Origin of the sequence: Pseudomonas sp. PA-1-6B, assembly GCF_021609545.1 — a bacterium.
Lineage (GTDB): Bacteria > Pseudomonadota > Gammaproteobacteria > Pseudomonadales > Pseudomonadaceae > Aquipseudomonas > Aquipseudomonas fluorescens_BV.
In genome coordinates this window covers 1-26,621 of record NZ_WJZM01000001.1, presented here as the reverse complement: position 1 = coordinate 26,621, position 26,621 = coordinate 1, and the positions used below count along the sequence as shown (strand labels likewise).

Below are 26,621 nucleotides of genomic sequence, written 5' to 3'. Positions count from 1 at the left end.
CGTGTCAGCCAATATTTGCGCTACTGATACATTGCATTCGCGAGCAAGCCCGCTCCCACACTGGATCTGCGCTAACCTGGCGAGCCGTATACATAACAAGGACCTTACATGGACGTAACAATGGGCCTGCTGGCCGCCCTGCTCTGGGGCGGCACGGACTTTCTGGTGGGCCTCAACGCCCGAGCCGTTGGCGTAAAACGCGCGGTGTATTTCGGCCAAGCCCTCGGTTTTTTGATCATGACCCTCCTGCTGGTCATTTTCCCAGCCTTCCTTTTCAAATCCCTTGATGCACCGTTAAGCGTTTGGCTCCTGGCCGTCGCCGCCGCTCTGCTGACGGTGTCCGGCGCCCTTGCGCTGTCCAAAGCCTTTGCCTTGGGCAAAGCCGCCATCGTCGCGCCATTGGTGACGTCCTATGGGGTCGTGACCACCTTGCTGTCCTGGGCCAGCGGTGAACACATCAGCCTGATACAACTGGGCTGCATCGCCCTGTGCGTGATCGGCGTTGTGCTGTCCAGCATTCACAAGGACAACGGTACGCCTCACAACAACCCGCGCCTGTCCATTGCCTACGCCATGTCCGCCGCAACCTTGTATGGCACCAGTTTCTGGCTGCAAGGTCGCTACACACTACCGGCGCTGGGGCCAATCACCATGTTGTGGCTGGGTTACCTGGTGGGCTTATGCGTGCTGGTGGTAATGGTGCTGAAGATCAAGGATGGCTTGAAGATCCCGCCGCTGAAAAACTGCGCGACTTTGACCGGTGCGAGCTTGATGAACCTCGGCGGTTTTTCGGCGTTTTCGTGGGGCGCGATGGCCGGCTCGGTGTCGGTGGTGACGGTGATCAGTACGCTCTCTGGAGGGATCGCGGCGATCCTGGGGTTTGTATTTTTCAAGGAGCGGTTATCAGCGGTGCAGGTGGCAGGCGTTGTACTGGTGCTGGTCGGTGCAGTGGTACTGCACATCGCCGACTAATTCGCACATAAAAAAGCCGCCTAAGACAGGCTGCGTTTTCACACAGCCTGTATAAAGGCGGCTTTTTTACAACCGGCGAATCTTACAACTTAGGACCCGCCGCCTTGATCGCATCGCTGACTTCAAACTTCTTGAAGTTTTCGATGAACAGGCCAGCCAGCGCTTTCGCGGCTTCGTCGTAGGCAGCCTTGTCAGCCCAGGTGTTGCGTGGGTTCAACAGGCCGGTTTCAACACCCGGTACGGCCAATGGCACGTCGAGGTTGATGGTGTCCAGGTGTTCGGTTTGCGCACCGATCAACGCACCGCTCTGGATCGCTGCAATCACGCCGCGAGTGGTCGGGATGTTGAAGCGTTTGCCGACGCCGTAGCCGCCGCCGGTCCAGCCGGTGTTGACCAGGTAGACCTTGGAGCCGAAACCACGGATACGCTTGATCAGAAGCTCTGCGTATTCGCCAGCCGGGCGTGGGAAAAACGGCGCGCCGAAGCAGGTGGAGAAGGTCGACTTGATGCCGCTGCCCGAACCCATTTCGGTCGAGCCCACCAGAGCGGTGTAGCCGGACAGGAAGTGGTAGGCCGCTTGTTCTTCGCTGAGGATCGACACAGGCGGCAGTACGCCGGTCAGGTCACAGGTCAGGAAGATCACCGCGTTTGGCTCGCCGCCCAGGTTCTTCTCGGAACGCTTGGCAACGTGCTCCAGCGGGTAGGCGGCACGGCTGTTCTGGGTCAGGCTGACGTCGGCGTAGTCGGCGTGCTTGGCCTCGTCGATCACGACGTTTTCCAGTACCGCGCCATGCTTGATGGCTTTCCAGATAACCGGCTCGTTCTTCTCGGACAGGTCGATGCACTTGGCATAGCAACCGCCTTCGATGTTGAACACTACGCCTTCGCCCCAGCCGTGCTCGTCGTCACCGATCAGGTAACGGCTTTCGTCGGCGGACAGGGTGGTCTTGCCAGTGCCGGACAAGCCGAAGAACAGGGTCACGTCGCCTGCTTCGCCGATGTTGGCGGCGCAGTGCATCGGCAGCACGTCGGCAGCCGGCAGCAGGAAGTTCTGCACCGAGAACATGGCTTTTTTCATTTCACCGGCGTAACGCATGCCGGCAATCAGTACTTTTTTCTGTGCGAAGTTGAGGATCACGCAACCGTCGGAGTTGGTGCCGTCACGCTCTGGTACGCACTCGAAGTTGGCCACGTTGAGCACTTGCCACTCTTCACGACCGGCCGGGTTGTACTGGGCCGGGTTGATGAACAGGCAACGACCGAACAGGTTCTGCCAGGCAGTCTGGGTGGTCATTTTCACGGCCAGGTAGTGGTCTTCTGCAGCCCCTACGTGAACATGGGAAACGAAATGCTCTTGCGCGTTATTGAACGCCTCGACGCGAGCCCACAGGGCATCGAACTTGTCGGCAGGGAACTTGCGGTTGATCGGGCCCCAGGCAATGGCGTCCTGGGTGGACGGCTCTTCAACGATGAAACGGTCAACCGGCGAACGACCGGTGCGGTGACCGGTTTCTACGACCAGCGCGCCAGTATCGGCAAGCACGCCTTCACCGCGCTGCAGGGCTTCTTTGACCAGATCGTCAACACTCAGATCGGTGTATACGGCGTTATTGGCTTGCGTCATGAGGTTCCCCGTCGGCCTATGGCCGAGTGCTCCAAACGTTTTGTAGTAGAAAGTTGCGCACTACTACCGCGAAAAAAGTGGGCCGGATTATGCCAGAAAAGCCCAAAAAGAGTAGGGCCCTCCCGTCAGAACACCTCTAATCCGGCGTTTGTCAGGTGATTTACCTGTGCTTAAACGTTTTAGTGGCGGGTGTCGGAAGGGGTGTCGCTGCCTGCGCCGGCGAACAACTGCGCTACATCAGCCGCGTCGAACAGGTAGCGCTGGTTGCAGAACTGGCAGTCGATCTCGATATGGCCACCATGTTCCACCACCAGATTTTGCGCATCTTCCAGGCCCAGGCTGACCAGCGCGTTACCGGAACGCTCGCGCGAGCAACTGCAGTGAAAATGCAGGCCCTGTGCGTCGAACAGGCGCACGGCCTCTTCATGGTAGAGGCGGTGCAGGATGGTTTCGTTGTCCAGGCCCAGCAGTTCTTCGGCCTTCAAGGTGTCGGCCAACGCGATGATATGCCGCCAGCTTTCGGCACGATCATCCTCATCCTTGATGCGATCGGCAGGCAGTTGTTGCACCAGCAAACCACGGGCGCGCTTGCCGTCGGCGTTAAGCCAGAACTTGGTGCCCACTTGCTGGGACATAACGAAGTAGTTGGTGAAGCATTCCGACAGGGTCTGGCCGTCGAGGTCAACAATACCCTGGTACCGCTGGCCTTCAGTCGGGTCGACAGTCAGTGCCAGGACGCCGTTGGGCATCAGGTCGGCCAAGGTGGCATCTGCGGCAATCTGGTCAGCCTCGTAACGGGCCAGGCCACGGATCTCGCGCTCGCTCGAGCACTCGATCATCAACATGGGCACTGGCCCTTCGGAACGAGCCTGCAAGATCAGCAAACCGTCGAACTTCATGGTGCCCACCAGCAGCGCCGCGGCGGCCATCAACTCGCCGAGCAATTGCGCGACCGGCTCCGGATAGGCGTGTTTGGCAAGGACTTCGGCATAGCTGAGCTCCAACGAAACCATCTCGCCGCGGGCATCGCTCTCATCGAAGATGAAGCGTTGGGTGAAGTCGGTATCCGGTAGATCAGTCATAGGTCTGGGTATCTGAAGTGATGACAAAATGATTACAAGGTTTATAAAATTAAACGCTTTAGCACCATCTTGGTGCGATTTCTCCTGAATTCAAGGAGCTGAATAGAGCGATGAGGGACAGTTTATGAACAATCCGGGTTTGTTCCAAGCCAACTGGAACCTCCGGCGATGGGCTCTTTGCAATCTACTCGCTATCGGGCTGCTGTGTTTTTGGCTGTGGCCCACGGGCCAGATGCTCTGTGTGATTTTCGACGAGTGGCTGTTTCATCTGCTCAATGGCCCATTGGCCACGAACTCGACCTGGCTGCATGTGTGGGCCGTGGCCAGCCTGCGGCCGTTTGATGCAGTGGTCGGCGTGATCTTGCTGGCGCTGTTGATCCGCGGCGACTGGGTGTTCAAGGCCGTACAGGTGCGCCAGGCGTTTTTTGGCTTCCTCAGCATTCTGCTGCTATTGCTGTTTATCCGCATGCTGTTCTCCAAACTCGCGGCGCACATGGGCTGGCAGCACAGTAGCCCGTCGATGGTCATCAGCGGCGCGATTCAAATGAGCGACTTTTTCCCAGGGTTGGAGAAAACCTGGGAATTGAAGGACCGCTCGAGCCAGAGCTTCCCCGGCGACCATGCTTCGGTGCTATTGATCTGGGCAATGTTCATGAGCGTGTTCGCCCGGCGCATCGGCCAGGTGCTGGTGATCTGGGGCCTGGCGCTGCTGTTCATGATGCCGCGGCTGGTAGCCGGCGCGCACTGGGGCCAGGACGATTATATCGGTGGCGTACTGCTGGCCCTGTTGGCGCTGGGGTGGGGGTATTACACGCCGTTTGCGGCGAAGGTGTCGGGCGCTTTGTTGCGGATGACGGCGCCGCTTTTCGGGCTACTGAGCAAGTTGCCGGTTATTGGGCGGTTGAGTGTCATGCGCACAACTCCGTAACCCCCCAGGACTAAAAGTGGGAGCGGGCTTGCTCGCGAATGCGGGGTGACAATCAATGCATCTGTGCCTGACCCACCGTATTCGCGGGCAAGCCCGCTCCCAGATTTGATCGAGTTTGCATGGGCGACTCGTGCAATCAATCGTCATTGCCGCTGCCGCGAAACTTGAACAGATCGCGGCGCTGCTTCTTGCTCGGCTTGCCGTCAGTGGTCAGGCCTGAAGCCCCTGCCTTGCGCATGGCCGCAGCGTTTTCGCGCTTGGCGATGCTGGCTTCGGTCTCGGCATACAGTGCCTGCGCTTCCGGCGCGCCCCGGCGGACGATGGAAAGCGCCTGTACCACGATGGTTTTTTCATCAAACCCTGTACGAATCTGAAACTCGTCGCCGACGCGCGGCTCCTTTCCCGGCTTGCAGCGCTCGCCGCGATGATGCACCTTCCCGCTCTCGATAGCGGCCTTGGCCAGAGCGCGGGTTTTGTAGAAGCGCGCCGCCCACAACCACTTGTCCAACCGGACCTTCTCTTCCTCTTCCTGCTTTTGAGCCACTTGAATTCCTCGCTCTGAAAAATGTCGCAACTTTACCGTTGAAACCCTTCGACGCATAAACCCCAAGGCTCACCTAAGATACGCCAGGTAGCACCCTGTTTTCGCGAGGATACGCCGTGACCGACTTTCCCCTCTCACTCACCTCGCCCAACCAGCGGTGCGTGGGTTGCCAACAAAGCGAGCCTCTGGGGTTCGATTTCGCGTTCGCCTACCAGCCTATCGTAGATCTGCGTGACCATTCGATCTTCGCCAACGAAGCCTTGGTGCGCGGCCCCCAGGGAGAAGGCGCGCTGTCGGTGCTGGCTCAGGTCAACGAAACCAATCGCTACCGCTTCGACCAGCGCTGCCGGACCAAGGCCATCGCCGGTGCCGCAGCCCTGGGCATGCAGACTCACCTTTCCATCAACTTCATGCCCAATGCTGTATATCGTCCGGAACTGTGTATCCGCAGCACCCTGGAGGCCGCCCGGGCGCACAATTTCCCGCTGGACCGGCTGATTTTCGAGACCCTGGAAAGCGAGCACGTAGATAACTATCGCCATTTGACGAATATTCTGCGTGAATACCGCGAATTCGGCTTCAAGACCGCCATCGACGATTTCGGCGCGGGCTATTCGGGGCTGAACCTGCTGGCCGATTTCCAACCTGACTTGATCAAGCTCGACATGGCGCTGATTCGCGATGTCGACCAGGATCGTGTCCGTCAGGTGATCGTCCGGGGGATTGTCACAATCTGTGAGCAGTTGGGGGTTACTGTCATCGCCGAGGGCATCGAAAGTGCCGGCGAGCGCGACTTCCTGTCCGACTGCGGAATATTTCTGATGCAGGGCTTCTGGTTCGCCAAGCCTGCATTCAAAGCGTTGGCTGAGGTATCTCCTCAAGCCTGGGCGAATTGACCGGTTAACCATATTGAAGACATTTGACCATTTGACCGTTGTGGGTCTGCGTGAGTGGGTGGCACTTCCCGACTTGGGAGTGGCGGGCCTGCGGGCGAAGATCGACACCGGTGCCAGCACCTCCAGCCTGCACGCCACCGATATCGAGCCTTTTGAGCGCGACGGTGAAAAGTGGGTGCGTTTTACCGCGCATCTGGGCAGCGTGGTGCAACTACGTCACCGCCGCTGTGAAGCGCCCCTGGTGACGATGAAAACCATCAAGAGCTCCAACGGCCATGCACAGGTGCGCTACGTGATCAGCACCACCCTGGCCCTGGGTGATCGGGTATGGCGGGTGGAGTTCACCCTCGCCTGTCGCAAAGCCATGCGTTACCGCCTGCTGCTGGGCTCCAAGGCGCTGATTGACGGCCAGTTGGTGGTCAATCCGGGCCTCAAGTACGTTCAAGACAAGCCGGTGTTCCCGGTCTCCACTATTTCTGCCCCAGGTGCTGCATGAAGATTGCTGTGCTGTCGCGAAACCCGCGTCTGTATTCCACCCGTCGCCTGGTCGAGGCCGGCACTGAACGTGGCCATGAAATGGTGGTGATCGACACGTTGCGTGCCTACATGAACATTGCCAGCCACAAGCCGCAGATCCACTACCGGGGCAAACCCCTGGAAGGCTTTGATGCGGTAATCCCGCGTATCGGCGCTTCGGTGACTTTCTATGGCTGCGCGGTATTGCGCCAGTTTGAAATGATGGGAGTGTTTCCGCTGAATGAATCCGTGGCCATTGCGCGCTCGCGGGACAAGCTGCGCTCCCTGCAACTGCTGTCGCGCCGGGGCATCGGCCTGCCGGTCACCGGTTTTGCCCACTCTCCGGACGACATTCCCGACCTGATCGAGATGGTCAATGGCGCACCGCTGGTGATCAAAGTGCTCGAAGGCACCCAGGGCATCGGCGTGGTGCTGTGTGAAACAGCAACGGCAGCGGAGTCGGTGATTGAGGCGTTCATGGGCCTCAAGCAGAACATCATGGTGCAGGAGTACATCAAGGAAGCGGGCGGCGCGGACATTCGCTGCTTCGTGGTGGGTGACAAGGTGATTGCGGCCATGAAGCGCCAGGCCAAGCCCGGTGAGTTCCGCTCCAACCTGCACCGTGGCGGCAGCGCCAGCCTGATCAAGATCACCCCGGAAGAACGCATGACCGCGCTGCGGGCGGCCAAGGTGATGGGGCTGAGCGTGGCGGGTGTGGACATCCTGCGCTCCAACCATGGCCCCCTGGTGATGGAAGTAAACTCATCGCCGGGCCTGGAAGGGATCGAAACCACCACCGGCAAGGATGTGGCGGGGATCATCATTCAGCATCTGGAAAAGAATGGCGGGCCGAATATGACTCGGACCAAGGGAAAGGGCTGAATACCCACATCTGCCACACGCCGCGAACCACTGTGGGAGCTGGCTTGCCTGCGATGACACCGGTACATTCAACATCGTTGTTGAATGAACTACCGCTATCGCAGGCAAGCCAACTCCCACATTTGCGTTCAGATTGCTTGTTAGACAGCGTCTCGAGGCAGCATCAACCCCAGCGGCAGCCGCACTCGCGCTTCCAACCCGCCGCCTTCACGGTTGCGCAGCTCGACATTGCCGCCATGCATCGACGCGATCCGCCGCACAATCGCCAACCCCAACCCGGTGCCCTTGCCTCCTCGGGCGCGGTCGCCACGGGTGAAGGGGTTGAAGATACCCTCCAGCTCAGCCGGGTCGATTCCTGTGCCACGGTCCATCACGCTCAGCACCACGTAAGGCGCGGCACTGTCGCCAGAAACGTACGCCGCCACTTCCACATCGGAACCGGCATGGTGCAAGGCGTTGCCAATCAAGTTGTTCAGCAGGCGCTTCATCGACACCCGGCGTAATGCGAACGGCTGGATCGGCTCCAGGCGCGTGCGCACCTGCTCACCATTCTGGTTATAGGGCGCAACCACCTCACGCACGAGGTCGGTGAGGTCGACCTCCTCGACCACTTCATCCCGCCCGTCACGGATGAACGCCAGGAACTGGTCCAGAATAGCGTCCATGTCCTCGATGTCGCGCACCATGTCATCGGTGAGGTCGGTATGGTCCCCCATCAACTCCAGGGACAACCGTAATCGCGTCAGTGGCGTGCGCAAGTCATGGGACACCCCCGCCAGCATCAACTCGCGTTCGCGCCCGGCCTGTTCGACATCTTCTGCCATCTGGTTGAAGGCGCCGTACACCTCGGTCATCTCACTGGGCGTGTCGCTGACCGGCAAGCGCACACTGCGCCCCTGGCCCAGTTGGCGAGCGGCAAACACCAGGCGCTTGAGGGGTTGGTTGAGCTGGCGGACGAAAATCCACGCGGACGCCGTTGAGAGCAAGCCAATCGCCAGGAACCAGCCCAACACGTTCCAGATTTTTTGCCCCCGCAGCGGGTGCGGATAAAGCGGAACCTTGATCCAGGCATCCCCCAGGCTTGGCGCTCGCACCCATAGCGCAGGCGAAACATGCATACGCAGCCGCACCTCGGTGTCGGCGCCCAACTCGGCCTGCATCTGGCGCTGGTAGATCTCGCTGTAAGGCCAATGCTGCTCGCCTTCAGGCACACCAGCGCCGTCAACCCGAGTCAGCGTCGACGCCTTGGCTACTTTTTCGCGGTTCTCAGGGTCTACCGCCCAATAACCACGCAACGTCAGGGCGACACCATGGCTGTACTGCCGGTCCACCAGCACGTCTTCGTTCATCAACAGATAAACCAGCGTGAGCGCCTTGGAAAACAGAACGACAATAAGCACCAGCCAGAGGGTGCGGGAGAAGAAACTTTGTGGGAACCACAGCGGGGTTTTCATAGATGAAAGCTGCACACCTTGCAGGAACGAGCGGCGCTCGCAGAATTGCAGACGCCGGGCACCCCGTCGCCCCTCATGGAGTCAAACGCCAGGATACCCGCCCCTGCAAATCATCGGTCACTTGGTTGCGGTGCCATCCGGCACAAACACATAACCCACACCCCACACCGTCTGGATATACCGCGGCTTGGACGGGTCTGGCTCGATCATCCGGCGCAATCGGGAAATCTGCACGTCGATGGAGCGCTCGAGGGCGTCCCATTCCCGGCCACGGGCCAGGTTCATCAGCTTGTCACGGGTCAGCGGCTGGCGAGCGTTCATCACCAGGGCCTTGAGCACTGCGAATTCGCCGGTGGTGAGCATGTGCACTTCTTCACCGCGCTTGAGCTCACGGGTGGCCAGCGACAATTCGTAATCGCCAAAGGTGACGCTTTCGTCTTCGCTGCCCGGTGCTCCCGGTACCGCCGGTGCCTGGCGACGCAACACGGCCTTGACCCGCGCCATCAGCTCATCGGGGTTGAACGGCTTGGCCAGGTAGTCATCTGCGCCCAGCTCCAGGCCCTTGATGCGGCTCAGTTCATCGCCCTTGGCGGTGAGCATGATGATCGGGATCTGGTTGTTCGCACCGCGCAGGCGCTTGCAGGCGGTGAGGCCGTCTTCACCGGGCAACATCAGGTCAAGTACGACCAGGTTGAAAACTTCACGCCCTAACAGACGATCCATCTGTTCGGTGTTCGGCACCGCGCGGGCACGATAGCCCTTGGAGTTGAAAAAACGCTCCAGCAGGCTGCTCAGCCCCGGATCGTCATCAACGATGAGAATTTTTTCGCCTTCAGCAGTTTGTGCGGTGCTGCTCATTGGATGCTCCTCTTATCTCGGCGCGCATTATGGCGTAGCTGCCGTTATACGCACCGTGTGCATTGTTAGCAGATTTTTCATCTACTGCCAGCGAACCCGCGCCCTACAACCGCCGGCGCAGTACCCCTCAACGGCAGAACGCTGGTTATAATGCGGCGCCTCCGTGCAGGGCAACGTCAGATCGTTACCCTTTACTGCCAGGCTTTTTTTACCCGCTTGTCGTGAATTTTTCGATTTCGAGGGTCAATAGCCAGCCTCTTGACCCAGGCAGCGGCGCCAGTCGGGCCGCTCAACCAGCCTCGCCGGCCTTTTTCTACGGGCCTGCGCGCTGATTTTAAGAATTTCAGGTGGTTTTATGGACAGCATCAACAGCCGCATCGCCGAGGAACTCGGCGTACGCCCACAACAGGTCGAAGCGGCCGTCGCTCTACTGGATGAAGGCTCCACGGTGCCCTTCATCGCCCGTTACCGAAAAGAAGTGACCGGCAGCCTCGACGACACCCAACTGCGGCACCTGGAAGAGCGCCTGCGCTACCTGCGAGAACTCGACGAACGGCGTATAAGCATCCTCGCCAGCATCGAGGAACAGGGCAAGTTGACCCCGCAACTGGAACGCGACATCAAGCTCGCCGACACCAAAACCCGCCTCGAAGACCTTTACCTGCCGTACAAACAGAAACGTCGTACAAAGGGCCAGATCGCCCTGGAAGCCGGCCTGGGTGACTTGGCCGATGGCCTGTTCAACGACCCTACGCTGACGCCAGAAGCCGAAGCCGCCCGTTTTATCGATGCTGAAAAAGGCGTCGCCGACGTGAAGGCCGCGCTCGAAGGCGCCAAGTACATCCTGATGGAGCGCTTCGCAGAAAACGCCAGCCTCCTGGAAAAACTGCGTACCTACCTCAAGCAGGAAGCCATCCTCAGCGCCCGCGTCATCGCCGGCAAAGAGGAAGAAGGCGCCAAGTTCCGCGACTACTTCGAACACGACGAGCCGCTCAAAAGCATGCCGTCCCACCGCGCCCTGGCGATTTTCCGCGGCCGTAACGAAGGCATTCTCAGCTCCGCACTGAAAGTCGGTGATGAGCTGCCGGGCACCATGCACCCGTGCGAAGGCATGATCGGTCAACAATTCGGCATCCAGAACCAGAACCGCCCGGCAGACAAGTGGCTCGGCGAAGTGGTGCGCTGGACCTGGAAGGTCAAGCTCTACACTCACCTGGAAACCGACCTGCTGGGCGAGTTGCGCGACGGCGCCGAAACCGAAGCGATCAACGTGTTCGCCCATAACCTGCACGACCTGCTGTTGGCCGCACCGGCTGGCCCGCGTGCCACCCTGGGCCTCGACCCGGGCCTGCGCACCGGTTGCAAGGTCGCGGTGGTCGACGCCACCGGCAAGCTGCTGGACCACGCCACCGTGTACCCACACGTACCGCACAACAAGTGGGACCAGACCCTGGCGATCCTGGCCGCCTTGTGCGCCAAGCACGCGGTGGACCTGATCGCCATCGGCAACGGCACCGCCAGCCGCGAAACCGACAAGCTGGCCGCCGAGCTGATCAAAAAATACCCAGCCATGAAGATGACCAAGGTCATGGTCTCCGAAGCAGGCGCTTCGGTGTACTCGGCCTCGGAGCTGGCCTCCAAGGAATTTCCGGACCTCGACGTGTCGATCCGTGGCGCGGTGTCCATCGCTCGTCGCCTGCAAGACCCGCTGGCCGAACTGGTGAAGATCGACCCTAAATCCATCGGCGTCGGCCAGTACCAGCACGACGTGTCGCAACTGAAGCTGGCACGCGGCCTGGATGCGGTGGTGGAAGACTGCGTAAACGCCGTGGGCGTGGATGTGAACACCGCATCCGTGGCCCTGCTGGCGCGAATCTCTGGCCTCAACGCCACCCTGGCGCAGAACATCGTCAGCCATCGCGACGAAAATGGCGCGTTCAAAACCCGTGCTGCGCTGAAAAAAGTCGCACGCCTGGGTGAAAAAACCTTTGAACAAGCGGCCGGCTTCCTGCGCGTCATGAACGGCGATAACCCCCTGGACGCCTCGGCAGTTCACCCGGAGGCCTACCCGCTGGTGCAACGCATTGCCGCCGAGACCGACCGTGATATCCGTTCGCTGATCGGCGACGCTGCGTTCCTCAAGCGTCTGGATCCAAAGAAGTACACCGACGAAACCTTCGGTGTGCCGACCATCACCGACATTCTGCAAGAGCTGGAAAAGCCTGGCCGCGACCCACGTCCCGAGTTCAAGACCGCCGAGTTCCAGGACGGCGTAGAAGACCTCAAGGACCTGCAACCGGGCATGATCCTCGAAGGCGTGGTGACCAACGTGACCAACTTCGGCGCGTTCGTGGACATCGGCGTGCATCAGGACGGTTTGGTGCATATCTCCGCGCTTTCGGAGAAGTTCATCAAGGACCCACGTGAAGCGGTGAAAGCCGGTGACGTGGTCAAGGTCAAGGTCATGGAAGTCGACATCCCGCGCAAACGCGTCGGCCTGTCGATGCGCATGAGCGATACCCCCGGCGAGAAAATCGACGGTGCCCGTGGCGCTCGCCCCGGTTCGGCGCCGCGCCAGTCGCAGAACAACGCCCCGCGCAAGGAAACCACCACCGCCGCGCCAAGCAACAACGCCATGGCGTCGCTGTTTGCCAACGCTAAACAGTTGAAGAAGCGCTGATGGAAATTCCGGCCGGTTTGACCCAGAGCGCATTCAGCGAACTGATCGGCTGCCGCCTGCAACGCCTGGAAGAGGGCGTTGCCGAGGTGGCCCTGACCCTGGAGCCGCACCTGCGCAACCGCGCGGGCAAGCTCCATGGCGGGGCGATTTTCAGCCTGGTGGATATAACCATGGGCCTGGCCTGTTCCAGCGCCCATGGTTTCGACCAGCAGAGCGCCACCATCGAATGCAAGATCAACTATATCCGCGCCGTGGAAGACGGTGAGGTGCTGTGCACCAGCCGGGTGATCCACGCCGGTCGCCGCACCCTGGTGGTCGAGGCCGACGTGTATCAGGGCGAAAGACTTGTCGCAAAAGCACAGGGCACGTTCGCTGTCCTATAGCTCCCCACCCCCGATTTGAGTTAATTTCGGCGCTGCGATAACAGCGTCGGAATTTTCTCGCTGCGCTGTAGCCCAATTCATGGAGTGAAGTCGGCAAATTCAGAGCGGGTCAAATCGACTCAAAACCAGGCGATCACGCCAGTTTCAACTTCACCCTTGTAGACCGTCCTGCCCACCCCCATATTGGGGCGACTGACGCGTGAAGGAATCCAACTTGAGCGAACTTCTCAACCGCCGCCTGGCCCTGCTCGGCAAGCGCGAACACCTCTCCCTGCTAGAGCAATGCTTGCACGGCATCGAGCGCGAATGCCTGCGCGTCACCAACGAAGGTCGACTGGCGCAAACGCCGCACCCCGAAGCCCTGGGCGCCGCGCTGACCAATGAACAGATCACCACCGACTACTCGGAATCGCTGCTGGAGTTCATCACCCCTGCCCTGCCGAACCCGGCCGATACCCTGAGCAGCCTGGACAAGATCCATCGCTTTGCCTACACCAAGCTGGGCAGCGAATACCTGTGGAGCCCCTCGATGCCGTGCCCGTTGCCGGCCGAGGAAGATATTCCGATTGCCTACTACGGCACCTCCAACATCGGCCAGCTCAAGTACGTGTACCGCAAGGGCCTGGCCCTGCGTTACGGCAAGACCATGCAGTGCATCGCAGGCATCCACTACAACTTTTCCCTGCCGGAAGCGTTATGGCCGTTGCTCAAGGAAACAGAAGGGTTTGTCGGCACCGACCGTGACTATCAATCCACGGCCTACATCGCGCTGATCCGTAATTTCCGTCGCTACAGCTGGCTGTTGATGTACCTGTTCGGTGCCTCGCCAGCCCTGGATGCCGGCTTCCTGCGCGGACGCTCGCATCAGCTTGAAGTCCTCGACGCCGACACGCTGTACCTGCCCTACGCCACCAGCCTGCGCATGAGCGACCTGGGTTACCAGAGCAACGCCCAGGCCGGCCTGACGCCGTGCTACAACGATTTGGCCAGCTACACCGACAGCCTGCGCGAAGCGGTGGCAACACCCTACGCGCCCTATGTCGAAGTCGGCACGCACAAGGATGGCGAGTGGGTGCAGCTCAATACCAACATCCTGCAGATCGAAAACGAGTACTACTCCAACATCCGTCCCAAGCGCGTGACCTACACCGGCGAGCGGCCGATCCAGGCGTTGATGGCCCGCGGCATCCAGTACATCGAAGTACGCTGCCTGGACATCAACCCGTTCCTGCCGATGGGTATCGACCTGCCAGAGTCGCGGTTCCTCGACGCATTCCTGCTGTACTGCGCGCTGAACGACAGCCCACTGTTCGCCAACAACGAGTGCGGCAACGCCACCTCCAACTTCCTCAGCGTGGTCAAGGAAGGCCGCCGTCCGGGCCTGCAATTGCAGCGTGACGGCCAGCCGGTGGACATGAAGGAGTGGGCGGCCGAGTTGCTGGAGAAGATTGCCCCGCTGGCCGCCCTGCTCGATCAGAGCCATGGCATCACCGAGCACAGCGAGGCATTGGACGCCCAGTTGGCCAAGGTCAAGGACCCGTCCCTGACGCCGTCGGCCCAGGTGTTGGCAGCCATGGCTGAGCGCAAGGAAAGCTTTGCGCAGTTCTCCCTGCATCAAAGCGAAGTCCATGCCGAATACTTCCGCAAAGAACCTTTGGCGCCTGAGGAACAAGCGCGCTTTGAAGAACTGGCCCGTGCGTCGCTGGCGCAACAGGCAGAGCTGGAGCAGAACGAAGTGGGCGATTTCGATGTGTTTGTCGGCTCGTACCAGGCAAGCATCCTCGCCATCAGCAACTAACCTAAGGCTCGCTCCCCCTGTGGTAGCTGGCTTGTGTGGGAGCTGGCTTGCCTGCGATATCGGTAGGTCAGCAACCCACCTGTTGACTGATACACCGCTATCGCAGGCAAACCAGCTCCCGCATTATTCTGCCAGCCTGAAAACAGGCGTCGCCATTTCCCCTCATAAGCTAATTCGAAAAAGTTATTTATTTTTGAATTCTTAGATCATTTAGTCTCCTCTCACGCCGACCCTCGGCCGCCTGATTGAGGAGCTTCCCTTTGAAACTGCTGACCCCTCTGCGCCTGTTGGCCGCATTGTCCCTGGCCGGTGCCAGCCTGTTTGCCCAGGCGGCGGACGTAACCATTGCGTACCAGACCACCGTGGACCCGGCCAAAGTCGCCCAAGCCGACGGCGCCTATGAAAAAGCCACCAACGCCAAGATCGACTGGCGCAAATTCGACAATGGCGCCGACATCATCGCCGCCATCGCGTCCGGCGACGTGCAGATCGGCTACCTCGGTTCCAGCCCGCTCACCGCCGCGATAACCCGTAAAGTCCCGGTGCAAACCTTCCTCGTCGCCACCCAGATCGGCGGCGCCGAAGCCCTGGTGGCGCGTAACGGTTCGGGGATCAACAGCCCTCAGGACCTGGTCGGCAAAAAAATCGCCGTGCCCTTCGTTTCCACCGGCCACTACAGCCTGCTCGCCGCGCTGAAGCACTGGAACATCGACCCGGCCAAAGTCACCATTCTCAACCTCGCCCCACCGGCCATCATTGCCGCCTGGAAGCGCGGTGATATCGATGCCACCTATGTCTGGGACCCAGCCCTGGGCGTGGCCAAGGAAACCGGCAAGGTGCTGATCACCTCCGGGGAGCTGGCCAAGTTCGGCGCGCCGACGTTCGATGCCTGGATCGTGCGCAAAGACTTCGCCGAGAAGCACCCAGAGATCGTCACCGCCTTCGCCAAGGTCACTCTGGATGCCTACGCCGCCTACCGCAAAGACCCACAAGCCTGGCTCGCCGATACCGGCAACGTCGACAAGCTGGTGAAACTCTCCGGCGCCAAGGCCAGCGATATCCCCTTGCTGCTGCAAGGCAACGTCTACCCGTTGGCCGCCGACCAGGTAACGCTGCTGGGCGCACCGACCACCAAGGCCGTCACCGACACCGCTGCGTTCCTCAAGGAACAAGGCAAGGTCGATGCCGTGCTGCCCGACTACGCCCCTTATGTCAGCGCCAAGTTCATTACCAACTGACCCAGGAGTTCACTGCGATGGCCTTGCTACAACTGGAGCGCATCAGCGCACAGTACCCAGGCGCCCCGGAACCGGTACTGTCCGATATTTCACTGGAGCTTGGGCCCCAGCAATTGCTGGTCGCCCTGGGCCCGTCCGGCAGTGGCAAGACCTCGTTGTTGAACCTGATTGCCGGCTTCGTCGAACCGTCTGCCGGGCGTATCACCCTCGATGGCGTGCCGGTCAAAGGCCCCAGTGCCGAGCGCGGCGTGGTGTTCCAGGACGATGCCCTGCTGCCCTGGCAGGACGTGCTGGCCAATGTGGCTTTCGGCCTGGAACTGGCCGGTGTGCCCAAGGCGCAGCGCGACGTGCGGGCGCGTGAAATGCTCGCGCTGGTGGACCTGGCCGGTTTCGACAACCGCCGCATCTGGCAACTCTCCGGTGGCCAGAAGCAACGCGTCGGCCTGGCGCGTGCGCTGGCGGCCGATCCGCGTGTACTGCTGATGGACGAACCCTTCGGCGCCCTGGATGCCTTCACCCGTGAACAGATGCAGGAGTTGCTGCTGCAAGTGTGGCGGCGCACGGCCAAGCCGGTGTTCCTGATTACCCACGACATCGAAGAAGCGGTGTTTCTCGCCACCGACCTGATCTTGCTGGCGCCCAACCCCGGCCAGATCGTTGAACGCCTGCAGCTGGATTTCGGCCAACGTTACGCCGCCGGTGAATCAGCCCGCGCAATCAAATCCGACCCGAGCTTTATCGAAACCCGTGAACATGTGCTGGGCAAAGTGTTCTCCCAACGGCAGGTGTACGCATGAGCAGCTACGAACTTCCCGCCACGGCCACCGAGCCTGCGACACATGCCGTGATCCCGCTGCGCCGTCGCCTGAGCACGCGCTGGATCAGCCTGCTGACCCTGGCGGCCTTGCTTGCCCTGTGGTGGGCTGTCACCGCCACCGGTTTGATCGAACCGTTGTTCCTGCCGCCACCGTCCGCCGTGTTGAAAAAAGGCTGGCTGCTGGCGACCACCGGCTACATGGATTCCACCTTGTGGCAGCACCTGGGCGCGAGCCTCAGCCGCATCGGCCTGGGCCTGGGCTTTGCAGTACTGACCGCCGTGCCGGTGGGGATCGCCATCGGTGCCAACCGTATCGCCCGTGGCATTCTCGATCCGCTGATCGAGTTCTACCGGCCGATTCCGCCCCTGGCCTACCTGCCGTTGATCGTGATCTGGTGCGGCATTGGCGAGCTGTCCAAGGTGCTGCTGATCTACCTCGCTATCTTCGCCCCGATTGCCATCGCCACCGCCACTGGGGTGCGCACCGTCGACCCGGCCAAATTACGCGCTGCGCAGTCGTTGGGCGCTACCCGCGCGCAACTGATTCGCCATGTGATCCTGCCAAGCGCCCTGCCCGATATCCTCACCGGTGTGCGCATCGGCCTGGGTGTGGGCTGGTCGACCTTGGTGGCGGCCGAGTTGATTGCCGCCACCAGCGGCCTGGGGTTCATGGTGCAGTCGGCGGCGCAGTTTCTGGTCACTGATGTGGTGGTGCTGGGCATCCTGGTCATCGCCCTGATCGCCTTCGCCATGGAAATGGGCCTGCGCGCCCTGCAGCGTAAATTAGTGCCCTGGCATGGCCAGGCACACTGAGTGAAGAACCCACAATGAGCAGCCTGACCGTTACCCCATTAAGCACCGCCCTGGGCGCCCAGATCGGCGGCGTCGATATCACCCAGCCGCTGAATCCCGAACAGCGCGACGCCATTGAACAGGCGTTGCTCGACTATTCGGTGCTGTTCTTCCGTGACCAGCCGATCACCCCTGCGCAACAGGCACGGTTCGCGGCAAACTTTGGCGACCTGCACATCCACCCGATCTACCCCAACGTGCCGGAACAGCCCGAAGTGCTGATCCTCGACACCGCCGTCACCGATGTGCGTGATAACGCGGTGTGGCATACCGACGTGACGTTCCTGCCCACGCCTGCTCTGGGCGCAGTGCTCAGCGCCAAGCTGTTGCCCGCGTTCGGCGGCGATACCTTGTGGGCCAGTGGGATTGCGGCGTATGAAGCACTGTCTGAACCGCTAAAGCGCTTGCTCGATGGCCTCACCGCCACACACGACTTCACCAAGTCGTTCCCGCTGGAGCGCTTTGGCAACACCGCCGAGGACCTGGTGCGCTGGGAGGCAACTCGCAAGAAAAACCCGCCGCTATCGCACCCAGTCGTGCGCACGCATCCGGTAAGTGGGCGCAAATCGCTGTTCGTCAGCGATGGTTTCACCACCCGAATCAATGAACTGGAAGCAGCCGAAAGCGAGGCCATTCTCAAGCTGCTGTTCGCCCACGCCACCCGCCCGGAATTCACCATCCGCTGGCGCTGGCAAGAGAATGACGTGGCGTTCTGGGATAACCGCGTCACCCAGCATTACGCTGTGGATGACTACCGGCCGCAGCGGCGGGTGATGCACCGGGCGACGATTCTTGGGGATGTGCCGTTCTAGAATCCAGCGCAGATCAACTGTGGGAGCTGGCTTGCCTGCGATAGCGGTGGTTCAGCCACTGCACTATTGGCTGAAAAACCGCTATCGCGGGCAAGCCCGGCTCCCACATTTATCGAGTGCGGCAGGTTATTCGGCGGTGGACGGTTTTTCCCACAAGTTGATCCCACCTTCCTGCGCAAACCGATCAATCTCCGCCAGTTCTTCAGCACTGAAGCTCAAGTTCTTCAACGCCCCGACGTTCTCGATAATCTGCTCCGGCCGGCTTGCGCCGATCAGCGCACTGGTTACCCGTGGATCACGTAACGTCCACGCCAGCGCCAACTGGGCCAGGCTCTGGCCACGGCGTTTGGCGATTTCATTCAGGCCGCGTACATGGGCGATGTTGGCTTCGGACAGGTGCTGGGCCTGCAACGAGCCACCACCCGGACGATTGACCCGCGCATCGGCCGGTACCCCGTTGAGGTATTTATCGGTCAACAAACCCTGGGCCAGCGGCGTGAAGGCGATCACTCCAGCACCGAGTTCTTCGGTGGTGTCCAGCAGGTCTTTTTCCACCCAACGGTTGAGCAGGTTGTAGGCCGGCTGGTGGATCAACAACGGCACTTTCCACTCGTTGAGCAACGCTGCGATTTCGCGGGTTTTAACCCCGGAGTAAGACGAGATACCGATGTACAACGCCTTGCCTTGCTGCACGGCGGTGGCCAGGGCGCTGGCGGTCTCTTCCAGGGGCGTGTCGGGGTCGAAGCGGTGCGAGTAGAAAATATCCACATAATCGACGCCAAGGCGTTGCAGGCTCTGGTCCAGGCTCGCCAATACGTATTTACGCGAACCGCCACCCTGGCCGTAAGGGCCGGGCCACATGTCCCACCCGGCTTTGCTGGAAATGATCAATTCGTCGCGATAGTGCTTGAAGTCTTCGCGCAGCAAACGGCCGAAGTTGATCTCGGCGCTGCCGTAGGGCGGGCCGTAGTTGTTGGCCAAGTCGAAGTGGTTGATACCCAGGTCGAACGCCGTGCGCAGCAATGCGCGCTGGGTGTCGATCGGGGTGCTGTCGCCAAAGTTGTGCCACAACCCCAGGGACAGTGCCGGCAGCACCAATCCACGGCGGCCTACGCGGCGATAAGGAATAGATTCATAGCGGTTTTCGGCAGCAATGTACGTCATCGAATCCTCTCTTGATCTAGGGCAAATAAGGCCCGGGAATAGGCATATTCCCGGGCCTTTTAAGCAGCTGAATCGCTTAAGTCTGCCTCTTCCTTTTACAGCAAAGACCTACTTGAGAGGAACGCTATCAGCGCACCATGTGCAAGAACTGCAGATGGCGCTCGTACTGGTCGAGGATGTCATTGATGATCTGCTCCTTGGTGTAGCCCACCAGGTCATAGTCCTGGCTGCCCTCACTCAAGTGCACTTCGGCCCGATAGTAGCGGCGGTTGTTGATCTCTTTCTTGCCAATGCCGCCCAAGGCGAACGACGGTGTGAAATAGCCACGCATCTGCACCTGGTAGATGAACGGACGTTCTTCACCATGGCCGATTTCGAGGCTGACGCTGTCGTTGGACGGGTCGGGCTGGGTCACCACCGTAAGGCCCTTCTCGACAAACACTGCGGTCACTTCTTCAATCGCCGGGCGCACCGTGGTGTCGAGGAAACGGTATACCTCATCGCGGGATGGGAAATGCACCGCCTGGCTCAAACGCTGGCGCCAGCCACCTCGGCCTTTGCGCGAAGCGGAGATCGGTGCCAGGGAATGCAACTGCGCGATCTGCTTTTGCGACTCCAGGTAGAACGCCTTGTGCAGCCCCCACATCATCAGCAGCAGGATCAGCGAGAACGGCAGCGAGGTCAGTACCACCGCAGACTTGAGCGAGTCGATACTGCCGGCGAACAGCAAGGCACTGGTGACCAGGGCGGTCATCGCGCCCCAGAACACACGCAGCCACTTCGGCCCGTCTTCATCCGCGTTGCCGCCTTTGGACGACAGGGTGGACAGCACCACGGTGCCGGAGTCAGCCGAGGTCACGAAGAACACAAAGCTGATGAACACCGTGACCGCGATCACCGTCTTGCTCCACGGGTAGGTTTCCAGCAGCAGGTAGAGGCTCATCGATGGGTCATCGATCGCCGACTGGCCCAGTGCAGCCATGCCATGGTTGAGCACCTGATCGATGGCGCTGTTACCGAAGATCGACATCCACGCCAGGGTGAAGCCCAGTGGAATCAGCAGCACGCCAAACACGAACTCGCGGATGGTACGACCACGGGAAATACGCGCGATAAACAGGCCCACGAACGGCGACCATGCGATCCACCAGGCCCAGTAGAACACCGTCCAGCCGCCCAGCCAGTCGCTCGGCTTGTTGTAGGCGTACACATCAAAACTCTTGGTGGGCAGCGCCCCCAGATAGTCACCGATGTTCTGGATCAAGGTGTTGAGCAGGTGCTGGGTAGGCCCGGCGAACAACACGAACAGCAGCAGCGCACAGGCCAGCAGCATGTTGATGTCGGACATCACCCGCACGCCCTTGTCGACGCCGGCCACGGCCACGATGATCGCCGCGCCCATCATCAGGGTGATCAGGCCCACCTGGATCCACTGGGTATGGGCAATGCCAAACAGGTAGTCCAGGCCAGAGTTGAGGTGCAGTACGCCAAAGCCCATGTCGGCGCCCAGGCCGAACACCGTGGCAATGATGCCAAAGCCATCCACCGCGTAACCGATAGGGCCATTGATGCGCTTGCCGATCAGCGGGTACAGCGCCGAGCGCAACGCCAGCGGCAGGTTATGCCGGTAGGCGAAATACGCCAGGGCCATGCCGACAAACGCGAACACGCCCCAGCCATGCAGGCCCCAGTGCAGGAACAACACCTGCATGGCCTGGCGCGCCGCATCGGCGTTCATTGCTTCGCCCTGGGGCGGCTGCACCAAGTGCGTCAGCGGCTCCGAGACGCAAAAGAAAAACAGCGTGATGCTGATCCCGGCGGCGAACAACATGCCGGCCCAGGACAGGTAACTGAATTCGGGCTCGTCGTGGTCGGCACCGAGTTTTATCTTGCCGTAGCCCGATAGCGCGGTGACCACCACGAAGACCAGATACAGCGTCATCGCCAGCATGTAGTACCAGCCGACCGTGTTGGCCGCCCAGTTTTGCGCCGCCAGCAGCCAGGCGCCGGCCTGTTGCGGGATAGCGATGACCGTGATGCCGAACAGCAGGATGACGGTGGCGGCAAAGTAGAAAACGGGCGCATTCATGCGCACCATGCCGCTGGAAGGGGTGGACGATGCACTCATGAACGATGCACCTCAAGGTTGCGGGATATGGCTGTAAAAAACGGACTCAGCAAAGGTAAGCCTCCTGTTGTGAGCGGGCAGCGAACCACCGGTTTAACTTGAACGAACGTTCAAGTTAAACATGAATAGGCGGTCTTGGACTAATCGCAGGGCTGAGTGGTAGGTGTTTCCTACACTAGCTCAGGGATTGGTATGACGCGTGGAGGAGACGAATCGTTCAGCAACCCGACGGTGAAATACATACGAAATGTGGGAGCTGGCTTGCCTGCGATAGCGCTGGGTCAGCCACCCATCTGTTGACTGATACACCGCTATCGCAGGCAAGCCAGCTCCCACACTGGTCGGCGTTTGACTCAGGTCTTACTTCTGCGCCCCATCATCATGCTGCAAGTTCGCCTGGGTGATATTCGCCCCGGCCGGCACGCTGCGGGTCAGCCACACATTGCCGCCGATGGTCGAACCCTGGCCAATGGTGATCCGCCCCAGGATCGTCGCCCCGGCGTAAATCACCACATCATCTTCAACAATAGGGTGACGCGGGTGGCCTTTCTGCAATTGCCCATCTTCATCCGCCGGAAAGCGTTTGGCGCCCAGTGTCACGGCCTGGTAGATGCGCACGCGCTCGCCGATGATCGCGGTCTCGCCAATCACCACGCCTGTGCCGTGGTCGATAAAGAAACTCGGGCCGATCTGTGCGCCGGGGTGGATATCAATGCCGGTGGCCGAGTGGGCGATTTCCGCACTGATCCGCGCCAGCAACGGCAGGCCGGCACGGTACAGGTGGTGGGCCAGGCGGTGGTGGATCACCGCCAGGATGCCTGGGTAGCACAGCAGCACTTCATCCACACTGCGCGCAGCCGGGTCGCCGTGGTAGGCGGCCAGTACGTCGGTGTCCAGCAGGCTGCGCAAGGATGGCAACGCCAGGGCGAAATCCTGGATCAGGCGAATGGCGTGGGCGTTGACTTCGCTGTCGTCCTCACCGCTCTGGCGCGCGGCATAGCGCAACTCCAGGCGCGCCTGGGCGAGCAAGGCGTTGAGCGCGACGTCGAGGGTATGGCCCACGTAGAAGTCTTCGCTTTCTTCGCGCAAGTCCGCCGGGCCCAGGCGCATCGGAAACAGGGCGCCGCACAAGGCTTCAAGAATCTGCGCCACCGCCTCGCGGGACGGCAACTCACGGCCACCATGCTCGCCACTCAAGCGCCCATTGCGCGTTCGCCACTGGTCGCGGGCGCCGCGCAGTTGGCTGACGATGGTCTGCAATTGCCAATGACTGGAACGCTCACTCACGGTATTCACTCCTGACGAAATGGCCATCACTTTACGGTATGCACCCAGGCAGCTCTTAAGAACCAATGGTGTGGCGCTAAGAACCTTTCGTCATAAGCGATTGACGGTTGCCCGATGAAAAGTGCCTGCCTATAGTCCCCCAATCACTCAGCCACCGTGCGTAACCATGATCAAACAACAGCTCGACCGTTTTAACCGTCTGGAACTACTGGGCAGTGCCACGGCCCTGGAAAAGCTCGAGCGGCTGTCGGCTTGGCTGGGCAGGGACATCTACGTCAAACGTGATGACACCACGCCGCTGGCCATGGGCGGCAACAAGCTGCGCAAACTCGAATACCTGGCCGCCGACGCCATCGCCCAGGGCGCCGACACCCTGGTCACCGCCGGCGCGATCCAGTCCAACCATGTGCGCCAGACCGCCGCGCTCGCCGCCAGGCTTGGCCTGGGCTGTGTTGCCCTGCTGGAAAACCCTACCGGCACCGACGACCCCAACTACCTGGGCAACGGCAATCGCCTGCTGCTGGAGTTGTTCGACGCCAAAGTGGAATTGGTGGAAAACCTCGACAACGCCGACGACCAACTCAACGCCCTCGCCGACCGCCTGCGCAGTAACGGCAAGAAGCCGTACCTGGTGCCTATTGGCGGCTCCAATGCACTCGGCGCGCTGGGCTACGTGCGCGCCGGGCTGGAGTTGGCCGCGCAGATTGAAGACAGCGGCATTCAATTCGCCGCCGTGGTGCTCGCCTCTGGCAGTGCGGGTACCCACAGCGGCCTGGCCCTGGCCTTGAGCGAAGCATTGCCGCAGTTGCCGGTGATCGGCATCACCGTGTCGCGCACCGAGCAAGCGCAATTCCCGAAAGTGCAGGGCCTGGCCGAACGCACCGCCGAGTTGCTCGGTGTGGCTATGCCCGACGCCTTCAAGGTTACCCTGTGGGACGAGTACTTCGGGCCGCGGTATGGCGAGCCAAACGCTGGCACCCTCTCGGCGATCAAACTTTTGGCCAGCCAGGAAGGTCTGTTGCTGGACCCGGTGTATACCGGCAAGGCCATGGCCGGTTTACTCGACGGCATCGGGCGCCAGCGCTTTGAGGAGGGGCCGATCATTTTCCTGCATACCGGTGGCGCGCCGGCATTGTTTGCCTATGACTCACTATTCAACTGATTGGATACGCATATACCCAAAAAGAATATGAGATTGTATTTTTATTATTTTCGAGACTTAAAAACCCACCTTATCATCGCGCCGAAGGCGAAGACGCGCTTCGCGCTTTAGGGCAGGATACGACTACCGCGTCACCTGCTTCGCTCACCATAAAAAACACAGGGGCTCTCCATGACTATTTCTGCATTTCGTCGCACGCTGTTGGTTGGCACTTTGGGCCTCGCGCTTGGCGCTGGCTGGTTGGGCCAGGCGGTTGCCGGCGAGCAGTTGAACACCATCAAGAAGGCCGGCGAGATCAAGATCGGCCTGGAAGGCACCTACCCGCCGTTCAGCTTTGTCGATGAAAGCGGCAAGCTCAGCGGTTTCGAAGTGGAACTGTCCGAGGCGCTGGCCAAGGAGCTGGGTGTCAAGGTCAAGCTGCAAGCCACCCCTTGGGACGGCATCCTCGCCGCGCTGGAATCCAAGCGCCTGGACGCCGTGGTCAACCAGGTGACCATCTCCGAAGAGCGCAAGAAAAAGTACGATTTCTCCAAGCCTTACACCGTGTCCGGCATCCAGGCGCTGGTGCTGAAAAAGAACGTCGACTCGATCAAGAAAGCCGACGACCTGGCCGGCAAGAAAGTCGGTGTGGGCCTGGGCACCAACTACGAACAATGGCTCAAGGACAACCAACCAAAAGCCATTATCAAGACCTACAACGACGACCCGACCAAGTTCCAGGACCTGCGCATCGGTCGTATCGACGCCATCCTGATCGACCGCCTGGCCGCCCTGGAATACGCCAAGAAAGCCCCCGACACCGCCGCTGCCGGCGACGCCTTCTCCCGTCAGGAATCCGGTATCGCCCTGCGCAAAGGTGAGCCCGAGCTGCTCGATGCGGTGAACAAGGCTCTGGACAAACTGCGCGCCGACGGCACGTTGAAGACGCTGTCCGAGAAGTACTTCAACGCTGACGTCACGCAATAATGGAAGCAGGTTTCCAACTCGCGCTGGACTCCGCGCCCTTTCTGCTCAAGGGCGCGTACTACACGGTAATCCTCAGCCTGGGCGGGATGTTCTTCGGCCTGCTGCTGGGCTTCGGCCTGGCCTTGATGCGCCTCTCGCGCTTCAAGCTCTTGAGCTGGACCGCCCGGGTCTACGTGTCTTTCTTTCGCGGCACGCCGTTACTGGTGCAGCTGTTCCTGATCTACTACGGCTTGCCGCAAGTGGGCATCGAGCTGGACCCGATCCCGGCCGCCATGATCGGCTTTTCGCTGAACATGGCTGCCTATGCGTGTGAAATCCTGCGGGCCGCCATCGCCTCCATCGAGCGTGGCCAGTGGGAAGCGGCTGCCAGTATCGGTATGACCCGTGCGCAGACGTTGCGCAGGGCCATCCTGCCCCAGGCGATGCGCACGGCGTTGCCGCCTTTGGGCAACAGCTTTATTTCACTGGTCAAGGACACGGCGCTGGCCGCCACCATCCAGGTGCCCGAGCTGTTCCGCCAGGCCCAACTGGTGTCGGCACGTACCTTCGAAATTTTTACCATGTATCTGTCCGCAGCCCTGATCTACTGGATCCTGGCGAGCATCCTGGCGCATCTGCAGAATCGTCTGGAAGACCGGGTCAACCGGCATGACCTGGAGTCTTGAAGCATGATCGTGGTTGAAAAACTGACCAAGCAATTCAACGGCCAGGTGGTGCTCAACGGCATCGACCTTGAGGTCAAGGAAGGCGAAGTGGTCGCCATCATCGGCCCCAGCGGTTCCGGCAAGACCACCTTCCTGCGCTGCCTGAACTTCCTCGAAGAACCCACCAGCGGCCGTATCAAGGTGGGTGACATCGAGATCGACAGCAGCAGGCCGCTCAACCAGCAACAGGGCCTGGTGCGGCGCCTGCGCCAGCATGTGGGCTTTGTGTTCCAGAACTTCAACCTGTTTCCCCACCGCACCGCGCTGGAAAACGTCATCGAAGGCCCCATCGTGGTCAAGAAGATGCCACGGGAAGCGGCGGCCGAACTGGGGCGCAAGCTGTTGGCCAGGGTCGGCCTGGCGGGCAAGGAAGCCTCTTACCCGAGGCGGCTGTCCGGCGGCCAGCAACAGCGTGTGGCGATTGCCCGCGCATTGGCCATGGAGCCGGAGGTGATCCTGTTCGACGAACCCACCTCGGCCCTCGACCCGGAACTGGTGGGCGAAGTCCTGGCGACCATTCGCAGCCTGGCCGAAGAAAACCGCACCATGGTCATCGTCACCCACGAGATGAGCTTTGCCCGTGATGTGGCCAACCGGGTGATCTTCTTCGACAAGGGTGTGATCGTCGAACAGGGCGAAGCCAAGGCGCTGTTTGCCAACCCCAGGGAAGAACGTACCAAGCAGTTCCTGAGCAAATTCCTCGCCCACTGACGTTCTGTGTGGGAGCTGGCTTGCCTGCGATGCAAGCGCCTCGGTGTAGCAGTCAAAATGGGGAGATGCTATCGCAGGCAAGCCAGCTCCTACATAAGCGAGACCCTACAGGGAATCGCCATTGCAACCTGTAAAAGACCCCGCCGCCTGCCCCCTGAAATCC

Annotated in this window: 24 protein-coding genes; 16 read left to right on the top strand and 8 right to left on the bottom strand. The window is 60.6% G+C overall.

Annotated elements, in window-relative coordinates; translation table 11 throughout:
- The first annotated feature begins 108 nt into the window (after positions 1 to 108).
- Positions 109 to 972, top strand: a complete 864-nt coding sequence (locus GIV35_RS00120; protein WP_232914397.1) for an EamA family transporter — start codon at positions 109 to 111, stop codon at positions 970 to 972.
- A gap of 82 nt (positions 973 to 1,054) precedes the next feature.
- Here the strand turns inward: GIV35_RS00120 and GIV35_RS00115 are convergent, their stop codons facing one another.
- Together GIV35_RS00115 and hslO are read right to left on the bottom strand one after the other, a co-directional pair.
- Entirely contained in the window at positions 1,055 to 2,596 is a 1,542-nt protein-coding gene (locus tag GIV35_RS00115; RefSeq protein WP_005783824.1) for a phosphoenolpyruvate carboxykinase, read from the bottom strand.
- A gap of 179 nt (positions 2,597 to 2,775) precedes the next feature.
- A complete protein-coding gene (hslO, locus tag GIV35_RS00110) occupies positions 2,776 to 3,678 on the bottom strand; it encodes an Hsp33 family molecular chaperone HslO (RefSeq protein ID WP_054920269.1) in 903 nt (300 codons plus the stop codon).
- Between the two features lie 124 nt (positions 3,679 to 3,802).
- Here hslO and GIV35_RS00105 point away from each other — a divergent pair, with 124 nt between their 5' ends.
- Positions 3,803 to 4,606, top strand: a complete 804-nt coding sequence (locus GIV35_RS00105; protein WP_223023494.1) for a phosphatase PAP2 family protein — start codon at positions 3,803 to 3,805, stop codon at positions 4,604 to 4,606.
- A gap of 136 nt (positions 4,607 to 4,742) precedes the next feature.
- Here GIV35_RS00105 and GIV35_RS00100 read toward each other — a convergent pair whose 3' ends face one another.
- A complete protein-coding gene (locus GIV35_RS00100; RefSeq protein ID WP_003236026.1) occupies positions 4,743 to 5,150 on the bottom strand; it encodes an RNA-binding S4 domain-containing protein in 408 nt (135 codons plus the stop codon).
- Positions 5,151 to 5,266: 116 nt separating this feature from the next.
- Between GIV35_RS00100 and rimA the strand changes: the two genes are divergently transcribed.
- Genes rimA through rimK form a run of 3 tightly spaced genes read left to right on the top strand, consistent with a single transcriptional unit; the run spans position 5,267 to position 7,444 of the window.
- On the top strand, positions 5,267 to 6,046 hold the full coding sequence (gene rimA / locus GIV35_RS00095) for a S6 modification regulatory phosphodiesterase RimA (RefSeq protein WP_054896652.1): 780 nt from the start codon (positions 5,267 to 5,269) through the stop codon (positions 6,044 to 6,046).
- A gap of 13 nt (positions 6,047 to 6,059) precedes the next feature.
- A complete protein-coding gene (gene rimB / locus GIV35_RS00090; RefSeq protein WP_003187676.1) occupies positions 6,060 to 6,542 on the top strand; it encodes a retropepsin-like aspartic endopeptidase RimB in 483 nt (160 codons plus the stop codon).
- Complete coding sequence (gene rimK / locus GIV35_RS00085) at positions 6,539 to 7,444, top strand: 30S ribosomal protein S6--L-glutamate ligase (protein ID WP_003187674.1); 906 nt, start codon at positions 6,539 to 6,541, stop codon at positions 7,442 to 7,444. Before rimB ends, rimK begins: the two co-directional genes overlap by 4 nt.
- A 140-nt stretch (positions 7,445 to 7,584) precedes the next feature.
- On the opposite strand, the gene GIV35_RS00080 is transcribed toward rimK, so the two are convergent.
- Positions 7,585 to 8,898, bottom strand: a complete 1,314-nt coding sequence (locus GIV35_RS00080) for an ATP-binding protein (RefSeq protein ID WP_003187671.1) — start codon at positions 8,896 to 8,898, stop codon at positions 7,585 to 7,587.
- 117 nt (positions 8,899 to 9,015) lie between these two features.
- Complete coding sequence (gene ompR, locus GIV35_RS00075) at positions 9,016 to 9,756, bottom strand: osmolarity response regulator transcription factor OmpR (RefSeq protein WP_003187669.1); 741 nt, start codon at positions 9,754 to 9,756, stop codon at positions 9,016 to 9,018.
- 355 nt (positions 9,757 to 10,111) lie between these two features.
- On the opposite strand from ompR, the gene GIV35_RS00070 reads away from it, so the two are divergent.
- The 7 genes from GIV35_RS00070 (at position 10,112) to tauD (ending at position 18,336) form a co-directional block, all read left to right on the top strand.
- Complete coding sequence (locus tag GIV35_RS00070; protein WP_202690943.1) at positions 10,112 to 12,436, top strand: Tex family protein; 2,325 nt, start codon at positions 10,112 to 10,114, stop codon at positions 12,434 to 12,436.
- The gene (locus GIV35_RS00065) at positions 12,436 to 12,819 is read left to right on the top strand and encodes a PaaI family thioesterase (protein ID WP_105225406.1); all 384 of its coding nucleotides are present in this window, start codon (positions 12,436 to 12,438) and stop codon (positions 12,817 to 12,819) included. Before GIV35_RS00070 ends, GIV35_RS00065 begins: the two co-directional genes overlap by 1 nt.
- Before the next feature lie 214 nt (positions 12,820 to 13,033).
- Complete coding sequence (gene gshA / locus GIV35_RS00060; protein WP_105225405.1) at positions 13,034 to 14,617, top strand: glutamate--cysteine ligase; 1,584 nt, start codon at positions 13,034 to 13,036, stop codon at positions 14,615 to 14,617.
- Between the two features lie 260 nt (positions 14,618 to 14,877).
- Entirely contained in the window at positions 14,878 to 15,855 is a 978-nt protein-coding gene (gene tauA / locus GIV35_RS00055; protein ID WP_213153944.1) for a taurine ABC transporter substrate-binding protein, read from the top strand.
- Positions 15,856 to 15,872: 17 nt separating this feature from the next.
- Positions 15,873 to 16,652 carry a taurine ABC transporter ATP-binding subunit gene (tauB, locus tag GIV35_RS00050; RefSeq protein ID WP_198716328.1) on the top strand — a complete coding sequence of 260 codons (780 nt, stop codon included), beginning with the start codon at positions 15,873 to 15,875 and terminating at the stop codon, positions 16,650 to 16,652.
- Positions 16,649 to 17,485: a taurine ABC transporter permease TauC gene (gene tauC, locus GIV35_RS00045; protein ID WP_236264393.1), complete on the top strand. Its 837-nt coding sequence runs from the start codon at positions 16,649 to 16,651 to the stop codon at positions 17,483 to 17,485. The genes tauB and tauC overlap by 4 nt, the downstream gene beginning before the upstream one ends.
- Positions 17,486 to 17,499: 14 nt before the next feature.
- On the top strand, positions 17,500 to 18,336 hold the full coding sequence (gene tauD, locus GIV35_RS00040; RefSeq protein ID WP_200648593.1) for a taurine dioxygenase: 837 nt from the start codon (positions 17,500 to 17,502) through the stop codon (positions 18,334 to 18,336).
- Between the two features lie 126 nt (positions 18,337 to 18,462).
- Here tauD and mgrA read toward each other — a convergent pair whose 3' ends face one another.
- From mgrA to epsC, 3 genes are all read right to left on the bottom strand, one after another.
- On the bottom strand, positions 18,463 to 19,500 hold the full coding sequence (gene mgrA / locus GIV35_RS00035; protein ID WP_236265692.1) for an L-glyceraldehyde 3-phosphate reductase: 1,038 nt from the start codon (positions 19,498 to 19,500) through the stop codon (positions 18,463 to 18,465).
- A 127-nt stretch (positions 19,501 to 19,627) separates the two neighbouring features.
- The gene (gene betT / locus GIV35_RS00030; RefSeq protein ID WP_167514232.1) at positions 19,628 to 21,589 is read right to left on the bottom strand and encodes a choline transporter BetT; all 1,962 of its coding nucleotides are present in this window, start codon (positions 21,587 to 21,589) and stop codon (positions 19,628 to 19,630) included.
- A 399-nt stretch (positions 21,590 to 21,988) separates the two neighbouring features.
- Complete coding sequence (epsC, locus tag GIV35_RS00025) at positions 21,989 to 22,915, bottom strand: serine O-acetyltransferase EpsC (RefSeq protein ID WP_014716464.1); 927 nt, start codon at positions 22,913 to 22,915, stop codon at positions 21,989 to 21,991.
- 166 nt (positions 22,916 to 23,081) lie between these two features.
- Between epsC and GIV35_RS00020 the strand changes: the two genes are divergently transcribed.
- The 4 genes from GIV35_RS00020 (at position 23,082) to tcyN (ending at position 26,458) form a co-directional block, all read left to right on the top strand.
- Positions 23,082 to 24,077, top strand: a complete 996-nt coding sequence (locus tag GIV35_RS00020; protein ID WP_223023501.1) for a D-cysteine desulfhydrase — start codon at positions 23,082 to 23,084, stop codon at positions 24,075 to 24,077.
- 171 nt (positions 24,078 to 24,248) lie between these two features.
- Entirely contained in the window at positions 24,249 to 25,043 is a 795-nt protein-coding gene (gene tcyJ, locus GIV35_RS00015) for a cystine ABC transporter substrate-binding protein (protein ID WP_014716462.1), read from the top strand.
- On the top strand, positions 25,043 to 25,708 hold the full coding sequence (tcyL, locus tag GIV35_RS00010) for a cystine ABC transporter permease (RefSeq protein WP_003187646.1): 666 nt from the start codon (positions 25,043 to 25,045) through the stop codon (positions 25,706 to 25,708). Before tcyJ ends, tcyL begins: the two co-directional genes overlap by 1 nt.
- Before the next feature lie 3 nt (positions 25,709 to 25,711).
- Positions 25,712 to 26,458: an L-cystine ABC transporter ATP-binding protein TcyN gene (gene tcyN / locus GIV35_RS00005; protein WP_014716461.1), complete on the top strand. Its 747-nt coding sequence runs from the start codon at positions 25,712 to 25,714 to the stop codon at positions 26,456 to 26,458.
- Positions 26,459 to 26,621: the final 163 nt, after the last annotated feature.